We start from the raw sequence: 7,658 nt of genomic DNA on the forward strand, positions 1-7,658 counted from the left end.
AGACGAAATCGACGCCTTGCTGCGCTACCTCGAGACGCACGGCGAGGTTGATGACGAGCGGCTCCCGGAGTGGGACGAGTTCCAGCAGCTGGCGGTTGACTACGAGGTGCCACTATCAGAGTAAGCTTACTACGGCCCTAGGGACCGTGGTGTTCACCGTGGACTCCCGCTCTAGCCGAATACGGCAGGGGCTTGACCCCGTTCGCGTTCAGCATCCCGGTGTTCAAGCGCACGCCTACGGGTGCGCCTCCTTCGCCGCCAGTTTGGTTGCGAAGGAGTCGATAGGGACGGCGCTCTTACGGAGTCCCCTCCAAACTTTCGGATACCAGCGATCAGGCCTCCCGCACCCGATCCCAAAACGAGAGGAAGTTCTCGCCGAGAATCCCCCGCACCTCTGACTCGGTGAAGCGCTCCTCTAACCCCTCCCGGATGACGCCCCAGTCCTCGTAGCGCTGCATTGTGTCGAACCCCTCGCCAAGTTCGACTTCGTGCTCTTCCCGGAAGCCGACCGAGCGAAGCACCTCCATCATCCCGTCCCGAAGCGCGGTCGGGTAGTCGGCGTCGATGGAGCCAAAGTCCGAACCGATGCCCACCCGGTCGGCCCCGAGGATCGAAACCGCGTGCTCGAGGTGATCGAAGAACACCTCGAAGTCGTACGAATCGGCCTTTTCTGTCAGGAAGAAGGGGACGGCCACAATGCCCATGTAGCCGTCCACCGCTGCGAGCGCCTCCAGTTCCTCGTCGGACTTGGCACGGTCGTGGTCATAGACCGTCTCGCAGGAGGAGTGGGTCACCGCAACCGGTGCGTCGGAGTGCTCGATACCGTCGATGGTGGTCTGGGTACCACAATGGGACAGGTCCACGACGGCGCCGAGTTCGTTCATTTTCTCGATTACGTTGAGACCATGGTCCGACAGCCCACCGTCAGAGCGGTCGGTACAACCCGTTCCGACACCGTTCTGGCTGTTGTAGGTAAGTTGCATCAGCCGGACACCGGCGTTGTACAGCCGTTCGACTTCGTCGATGTCGCCCTCGATGGCTTCGCCGAGGTTCTGCGTGTTGAGGATCACACCGATTCGATCTGACTTGGCGACCACCCGTGCCTGTTCCGGCGTCGTGACCTTCCGGAGCCAGTCCGCTGTGTCGAACCGCGCAGACCAGCGATGGAGGTCCTCGAACACGCCCTCTCGGTAGGAGCGTTCGGGGCTGCTGCTTCCGAGAGTGACGCTGGGCAGGTTGACCCCGGCCGCTTCGAAGGCTTCTCTGTAGCGCTGACGGAAGGATTCAGTGGTCCGGAACTGGCGTACCTGCTCGTCGGCGACCGCGTCCGCGACGACACCCGCGCTGCCCTCTGGTAATTGCTCGTTGATGACGGCCTCAACGGCGTCGTTGACGATCCACGGCGTTCCCGCGCTGTAGTCAAACACTGGCTCCATACGCCTCTTTCGGGAGGGACCCCCCTAATTTCAGGCCCCACTATGGAAGGGCGCGGCACAGAAGAGACACGCCTTCGGCAGTTAGGTGGTGTCAACATCTGTCGCCTCGAACCGCCCCGCTCGATCTGATGACGATGGTGATCTCGTCGGGTCTTCCGTTCGTACCGGAGTTCGAGGCTTCAACGTCAGATCCACGTGGAAGCGCTCGCTTAACGTCTCTCCGGTGTCACGCCATGCCCTGGCCCCGTGATTTCGTGTGTCGGGCCCCCACCAGTCTCGATGATGTCCTCCGCGAGCAGCCGGTTGCCGTCCAAGTCCACGTAGGAGAACGCCCCCGTTCCCGCGACTACGTGGGCGCTGGTGTGGATTCCTACTGCGCCCTCGAGCATGCAGCCGATCATGCATTCGAGGTTCGCGCCCTGAGCGATGGCCGCGATTTCGGCAACTGCGAGGGGGCCGGATTTCCCCAGTTTAGCGTTGATGACGTCTGCGGCCTCCTCACGAACGACCCGGATTGCGTCCTCCGGTGTGAACACCGACTCGTCGGCGGCGATGGGGACATCGATGCGCCGACGCGCGTCGGCGAGGCCCGTGATGTCGTCCGCGGGGGTAGGTTGCTCGATGAGTTCGAGGTCGATGTCGTGGTCGGTCATCGCGTCGGCGAACGCCGCGGTCTGTTTCGGGGTCCAGCCCTGGTTGGCGTCGATTTTGAGCGCGGCATCGGGTGCCGCCTCTCGGACTGCGATGACGCGCTCAACGTCCGAGGCCACGTCGTTGCCGGTCTTGATCTTCAGGTGTTCGTACCCATCACTGGCCGCGTTGCTGGCTCGCCGAGTCGCCTCACCGGGGTCGACGATGGGGATGGTCATGTCGGTCTCGACCGGCCCCGGGTCGCCCCCGAACAGCGCTGAGAGAGGGATCTGGTTCTCGCGACAGTAGGCGTCAAGTACCGCCGTCTCGACCGCGAATAGGGCTGATACCATCCCGGGGAAGGTGCTCCGAAGGTCGCCAATCAGTTCGCGGTAGGCCGCCACGGAGCGTCCTTCAACAACTTCCGCGGCCGCCTCCGCGGTTGCGAGAGCGGCTGCCTGTGTCTCACCGGTGACCGGCGGGACCGGCGAACCTTCCCCATAGCCGGTGACACCTGCTTCGGTCTCGATCGTAACGAGCACGTTCGACGCCTGGTGCTGGACCCCAAGCGAAATCTCGAACGGCTCAGAGAGGGCTAAGTCGAGCGGATCGGCCGTGAGCTCGACGATTCGGCTCATGCGCCCTCCCCGGCCAGACTGCTCGGTACGTCGATGTTGAGAGTCTCCCGGACCGCGGTCAGGAGCTCACCCGGTCCCTCTTCCCAGTAGACGTTCGAGACCGGGAGGTCGTGGCGCTCCTGCTCGACCGTAGGGTCGCCCCACGTCGAGATACCCGCTACCTCAGCCTCTGAAAGCTCCTGGATGAGGGCCGTTTCGGCTTCGACACCTTCGACGGCGAACTGTTCGAAGTGAGTGCGGCGGCTTCGTTCAGGGTCGTCAGCGATGACGACCGCATCTGGCCACGAACCGTGGAGGATAGCCAGCGTAACGTTGGAGTACGCTCGGTGGGTAAGCGACGCCTGCCCCTCGACGAACACGAGGTCGTGGGCCTCGGCGACGGACTTCACGAGATCCTCGACGACGCCAGCGGCAAAGTCAGCGGGCACGCGGTCGATGACGACGCCGGCCTGGGAGCCGACCATGATGCCGGTCTGGCCCGTGGCTACCCAGCCGGCGTCCAAACCCGCCTCGCGAGCGGCGCGGTAGAGCTCGAACGTCGTCGTGCGCTTTCCGACCGCGCAGTCGGTACCGACCGTGAGCACCACGTCGGCGTCCACCTCGTCAACGGAGCCGTCGCCGACCCGTAGCTGGTCATTTTTCGGCGGCCTGCGGACGTCGAATATGCGCGCGTCATGGCTCTCTGCCAGTTCGGCCCAGTGCTCGTCCTCGCTAAGAAACGTGTGCAGTCCGGATACGACGTCGCAGCCGGCCCGGATTGCCTCCTCGAGGCCGGTAACCCAGGCGTCCGGGAGCTCACCGCCTGCGGGGGCCACTCCGATAATCAGTGCCTCGGTCTCCGGCGCCGTCTCCAACGCCTCCGAGACGGAGGAAACGATGGGTATCTCGGGGGCTTCTCTCCGGCCCAGTACGGACGCAGGCGATTCCCCGGCGGTCTCGGAATCGACCACCACTCGCGCGTCGAAGAGCTCGCTGTTGAGCACGACCCCGTTCGACGTCTTCCCTCCGGTTTTCCCGAACTCCCCCTCCGCCAGCACGATGACAGGAGTGGGCGCATTAAACGACTCTCGAAGATTCATGGCGTAACTGCAGATTTCGAACTCAGCCACAAAACCCCACACCCTCTCATGGTGGGGCTGCCGTGTGGGACTAATCCACCCGGTACCGCTCCACAGCGTCACTGTCCAGTGTCACACCCAGCCCAGGACTGTCAGGCACAATGAACCGGTCGCCGTCGGGCGTCCACCGCTCAGTCTCCTCAATGAGGGTCGAGGCGGCGTGTACGTTGAGCACCCCCGACGGGTAGCTAACAGCTGGCGAAGCAGCAGCGAACTGGGCGTTAGCGGCGGTGCCGACCCCAAGTTCCAGCATGCTCCCCATGAAGCAGGCGAGGCCGTGGGCGTTTGCCACGGTCGCCACGTCTTGGGCACGGCTGAGTCCACCGGTCTTCGCGAGTTTGATGTTGATTAGATCACAGGCGCCCTGCTTAGCCAGCGACGCCACGTCCTGGGGAGAGAAGCACGCTTCGTCGGCCAGCACCGGTACCCCAGCTGCCTCCCGGACCCGGCGCAGGCCGGCAGTGTCATCGTAAGGAACCGGCTGCTCGACCAGCACCAGCCCGCCGGCCGCCTCGTCAAGCTCCGGCACCGCATTCACCGCCTCCGCGGCCGTCCAGCCCTGGTTGGCGTCTATACGGATACGCGCGTCCGGGACGGCCTCCGCGATTGCCTCGACGGCCGCTCGTTCAGCGGCTAGATCCGGACCGCCAACCTTGAGCTTGAACGCGTTGAACCCCTCCTCGGCCGCCCTGGCTGCGATTTCACGCACTTCTTCGGGCGGGCGGATACCGATCGAGGAATGCAGGTCAACCATTGGTTCCTTGCCGGCCGGCCCGCCGAGTAGTTCGTAGACCGGTTGGTCGCGTAGCTTCCCCAGCGCGTCGTGGAGTGCCATATCGATGCCACAGAGCGGGAACGACTCGCCCGAGAGCACCTGCTCAACGTTCTCGACCAGTCGAGGGATGCGGTGGAGCGGTTTCCCATCGATGGCGGGCGTGATTCGGTCCGCGATCAAGTCGACGACGGCCGACTGCGTGAGTCCGTGGGGCCACGGCGAGTGCGGTGCGACTTCGCCCACCCCCGTCACACCTGCGTCCGTCTCGACTCGGACCAGCACGTGGTCGTGAGCGCCTTGGCCACCGGTGGCAACCGAGAGGCTCGTCTCGTAGGACTCCTCGGTCGGTACCGAGACTGGAATCGTCTCGACGTTCGTGATTGTGGCGCTCATGCGCCGAGCACCTCCCCGGGCCGCGCCCCGGTGTGGTCGTCTCCGTCGACGACCAGGTCACCGTTGACGAATACGTGGTCGATTCCCGCCGGATAATGTGCCGGGTCGAGGAAATCACCGGTTTGCTCAACGGTTTCAGCGTCGAACACTACTAAGTCGGCGTGGGCATCGGTTTTGAGCACTCCGCGGTCATCGAGACCGAGCCGCGCTGCGGGCATACCGGTCATCTTGTGCACCGCGTCCTCGAGCGAGAGCACCCCCTCCTCACGGACGTAGTGGCCGAGCACGCGTGGGAATGTGCCATAGTTGCGCGGGTGGGGAACCCCCTCCCCCAGAGGGCCGTGCTGGCAGAGCGAGGAACCGTCGCTCCCGACCATCGTCAAGTCGTGGTGCATCACCGTCCGCACGTCATCCTCGTCCATCCCGAAGTTCACATGCATCGTGCGGTTCTTGTCCTCAAGCACGATGTCGAGCAGGATCTCCGCCGGCTCTCGGTTCTCACCATCACCGGCGGCGATCTCTGCAATGGTCCGGCCCTCGTAGTCGGTCAACTCCGGGTTCTGGACCGCGGTGACGAGCACGCCGTCCCAGCTCCTGTTCCGGTCGGTGGTAAGGTCCTCGCGGATTCGAGCCCGGTCTGTGTCGTCACTGAGGCGTTCGAGAAGTTTGTCGTCGCCGCCGTCGTGGGCCCAGTTGGGCAGCAATGCCCCGAGACTGGTCGAGGAGGCAACGTAGGGGTATTGGTCGCACTGGACCTCGAGACCCTCGCGCTCGCGGACCAGCTCCATCCGGCGGAGCGTCGCCCGGACCTTCCCCCAATTGTCCGGGCCGATAGCCTTGTGGTGGGAGATCTGGACGGGGATGTCGGCTTGCCGACCCACCTCGAGGGTCTCCTCGACACTCTCGATGAGCTTGTCGCTCTCCGAGCGCATGTGGGTGGCGTAGAAGCCGCCGAGGTCGGAGGCTGTCTTTGCCAGCGCGACCACCTCGTCGGTCTCGGCGTAGGAGCCGGGCGGGTAGAACAGGCCCGTCGAGAGGCCAACCGCACCGTCGGCCATCGCCTCGGCTACGAGGGCCTGCATTTCTGCGAGTTCGTCGTCGGTGGGCGCGCGGTCGTCGTACCCCACGACCGCCGCACGCACATTGCCGTGACCGACGAGCGAGCCGATGTTGAGCGACACCCCGTCGGCGTCGAGGAACTCAAGGTACTCGGCCATCGACTGCCACTGCTCGGAATCGACCTCGTCGGCGAGCCCACGGCTCTGGAACCAGTTGTCGACCGACCGGGCGGCCTTGCCGTTGCGGGGCGCCGCGCTGGTCCCGCAGTTGCCAACGATCTCGAGGGTGACACCCTGACGCACCTTGCTGTGGGCCTCGCGATTCGCGGGCAGGGTGAAATCGGAGTGGGTGTGGATGTCAATAAACCCCGGCGCGACCACTCGTCCATCGAGCTTCAACTCCCGGTCTCCATCGCCATCAACTTCGCCGACTGCGGTGATTCGACCGTCGGCGACGGCAACGTCCCCGCGATACCACGGTGAACCGGTTCCGTCGACAATGCGTCCGTCTCGCAGAACAGTGTCGTATCTCATCGTGTAGAAAGGCGTGACTGACTGGCTAAACAATACCCCCGACTTTATACGGGGTCAGGAAAGGAACCCGACATAGACAGCGATCAGCGAATACACCAGCGTGCTCAGCAAGAACAACATCTCGTTCACCGGGTAGGTGAGATATATGAGGACGAACAGCGGGTAGGGAAGGACGAGCAGGGCCGTTTCGATGACGTACCACTGTTGGGCTGAGACGCCGAGGCGCTCCCGGATGTGGTCTCGGATTAGCTCTCCCCGCCACTCTGACGGGGGTGGTGGTGGCTCCTCTTTGTCTGGCCCGATGTCCGGCGCCGATACGTCGTCGCCCTGGCCAGGACGCTCCCAGTCGGTGTACTCTCCTTCACCGCGCTGGGGGTCATCGTTGCTCACAGCGTCACCTTTCGCTCCTTGATGGAGACTTGGAACCGGTGGTCGTTATAGACTGCGACAGCGACGTAACCGTCGATGTGGACCCTTTCCCATGCCGAGACGTTACCCGACAGTTGGCGCTCAGGTACCGTCATAGTCAGCGTTGACTCACCCGGTGCCACCGAACGGGCTCCCTTGTACGGGATGCTGGCAGCGTCAGTCGCATTGGGTCGGTGGAGTACGATTCGGACGTACTGCACCTTGAGCGGTTCGGGCATTTCGTTCACTACAACAACCTCAATTTGGACTCCATCATCGGTGGCCGTGGCCGAACCAACGGTAGCTGTAGATGGATCGCCGGCGGTGACGGCAGCGTAGTTTTGCTCGGCCTCCACTACGACAACCCCCGAGAGCGCCGCAAGAACGACCAGAGAGCCGAGCAGCAAACGGTTATTCACGGGCCCTCCTCGGTGCACGGCAGTGGTTGTGTCGACCAGCGGCTGCTTTCAGCGTACCCTTGTCGGGAACCGACCTCGATTGCTCGTTCGAGCCACGTCTACTCATACCATGGCATGGTAAGTGCGGGTAGAAAACCCTTCGCCCGATGGAAGGGGTCGTGTTTAGTTAAGCATGAAGAGTGAGGCGTGGTGATTTTGTGCTGATCTATGGCAGAAATCACACGCCTCAGCGGTCATAGCGACTGGATT

Annotated in this window: 7 protein-coding genes and 2 pseudogenes; 1 reads left to right on the forward strand and 8 read right to left on the reverse strand. The window is 63.7% G+C overall.

Going from position 1 to position 7,658, the window contains the following annotated elements; genetic code table 11:
* Positions 1 to 124, forward strand: a pseudogene (locus BMZ83_RS17300) (transcriptional regulator TrmB); the annotation flags it as partial.
* A 13-nt stretch (positions 125 to 137) separates the two neighbouring features.
* Here the strand turns inward: BMZ83_RS17300 and BMZ83_RS17490 are convergent.
* From BMZ83_RS17490 to BMZ83_RS15825, 8 genes and pseudogenes are all read right to left on the reverse strand, one after another.
* Positions 138 to 281, reverse strand: a pseudogene (locus BMZ83_RS17490) (RNA-guided endonuclease TnpB family protein); the annotation flags it as partial.
* A 51-nt stretch (positions 282 to 332) separates the two neighbouring features.
* The gene (locus tag BMZ83_RS15795; protein ID WP_079990235.1) at positions 333 to 1,436 is read right to left on the reverse strand and encodes a dipeptidase; all 1,104 of its coding nucleotides are present in this window, start codon (positions 1,434 to 1,436) and stop codon (positions 333 to 335) included.
* 209 nt (positions 1,437 to 1,645) lie between these two features.
* Positions 1,646 to 2,704, reverse strand: coding sequence for a dipeptide epimerase (locus tag BMZ83_RS15800; RefSeq protein WP_074880918.1), 1,059 nt, complete (start codon positions 2,702 to 2,704; stop codon positions 1,646 to 1,648).
* Positions 2,701 to 3,783: a DUF1611 domain-containing protein gene (locus BMZ83_RS15805; protein ID WP_074880919.1), complete on the reverse strand. Its 1,083-nt coding sequence runs from the start codon at positions 3,781 to 3,783 to the stop codon at positions 2,701 to 2,703. The genes BMZ83_RS15800 and BMZ83_RS15805 overlap by 4 nt, the downstream gene beginning before the upstream one ends.
* A gap of 70 nt (positions 3,784 to 3,853) precedes the next feature.
* On the reverse strand, positions 3,854 to 4,990 hold the full coding sequence (locus BMZ83_RS15810) for a mandelate racemase/muconate lactonizing enzyme family protein (RefSeq protein ID WP_074880921.1): 1,137 nt from the start codon (positions 4,988 to 4,990) through the stop codon (positions 3,854 to 3,856).
* Positions 4,987 to 6,615, reverse strand: coding sequence for an N-acyl-D-amino-acid deacylase family protein (locus tag BMZ83_RS15815; RefSeq protein ID WP_241729608.1), 1,629 nt, complete (start codon positions 6,613 to 6,615; stop codon positions 4,987 to 4,989). Before BMZ83_RS15815 ends, BMZ83_RS15810 begins: the two co-directional genes overlap by 4 nt.
* 21 nt (positions 6,616 to 6,636) lie before the next feature.
* Entirely contained in the window at positions 6,637 to 6,972 is a 336-nt protein-coding gene (locus BMZ83_RS15820) for a hypothetical protein (RefSeq protein WP_074880923.1), read from the reverse strand.
* Positions 6,969 to 7,409, reverse strand: coding sequence for a hypothetical protein (locus BMZ83_RS15825; RefSeq protein WP_143077031.1), 441 nt, complete (start codon positions 7,407 to 7,409; stop codon positions 6,969 to 6,971). Before BMZ83_RS15825 ends, BMZ83_RS15820 begins: the two co-directional genes overlap by 4 nt.
* Between the last annotated feature and the right edge of the window lie 249 nt (positions 7,410 to 7,658).

The organism is Halolamina pelagica, assembly GCF_900115675.1.
In the GTDB taxonomy this organism is placed as follows: domain Archaea; phylum Halobacteriota; class Halobacteria; order Halobacteriales; family Haloferacaceae; genus Halolamina; species Halolamina pelagica.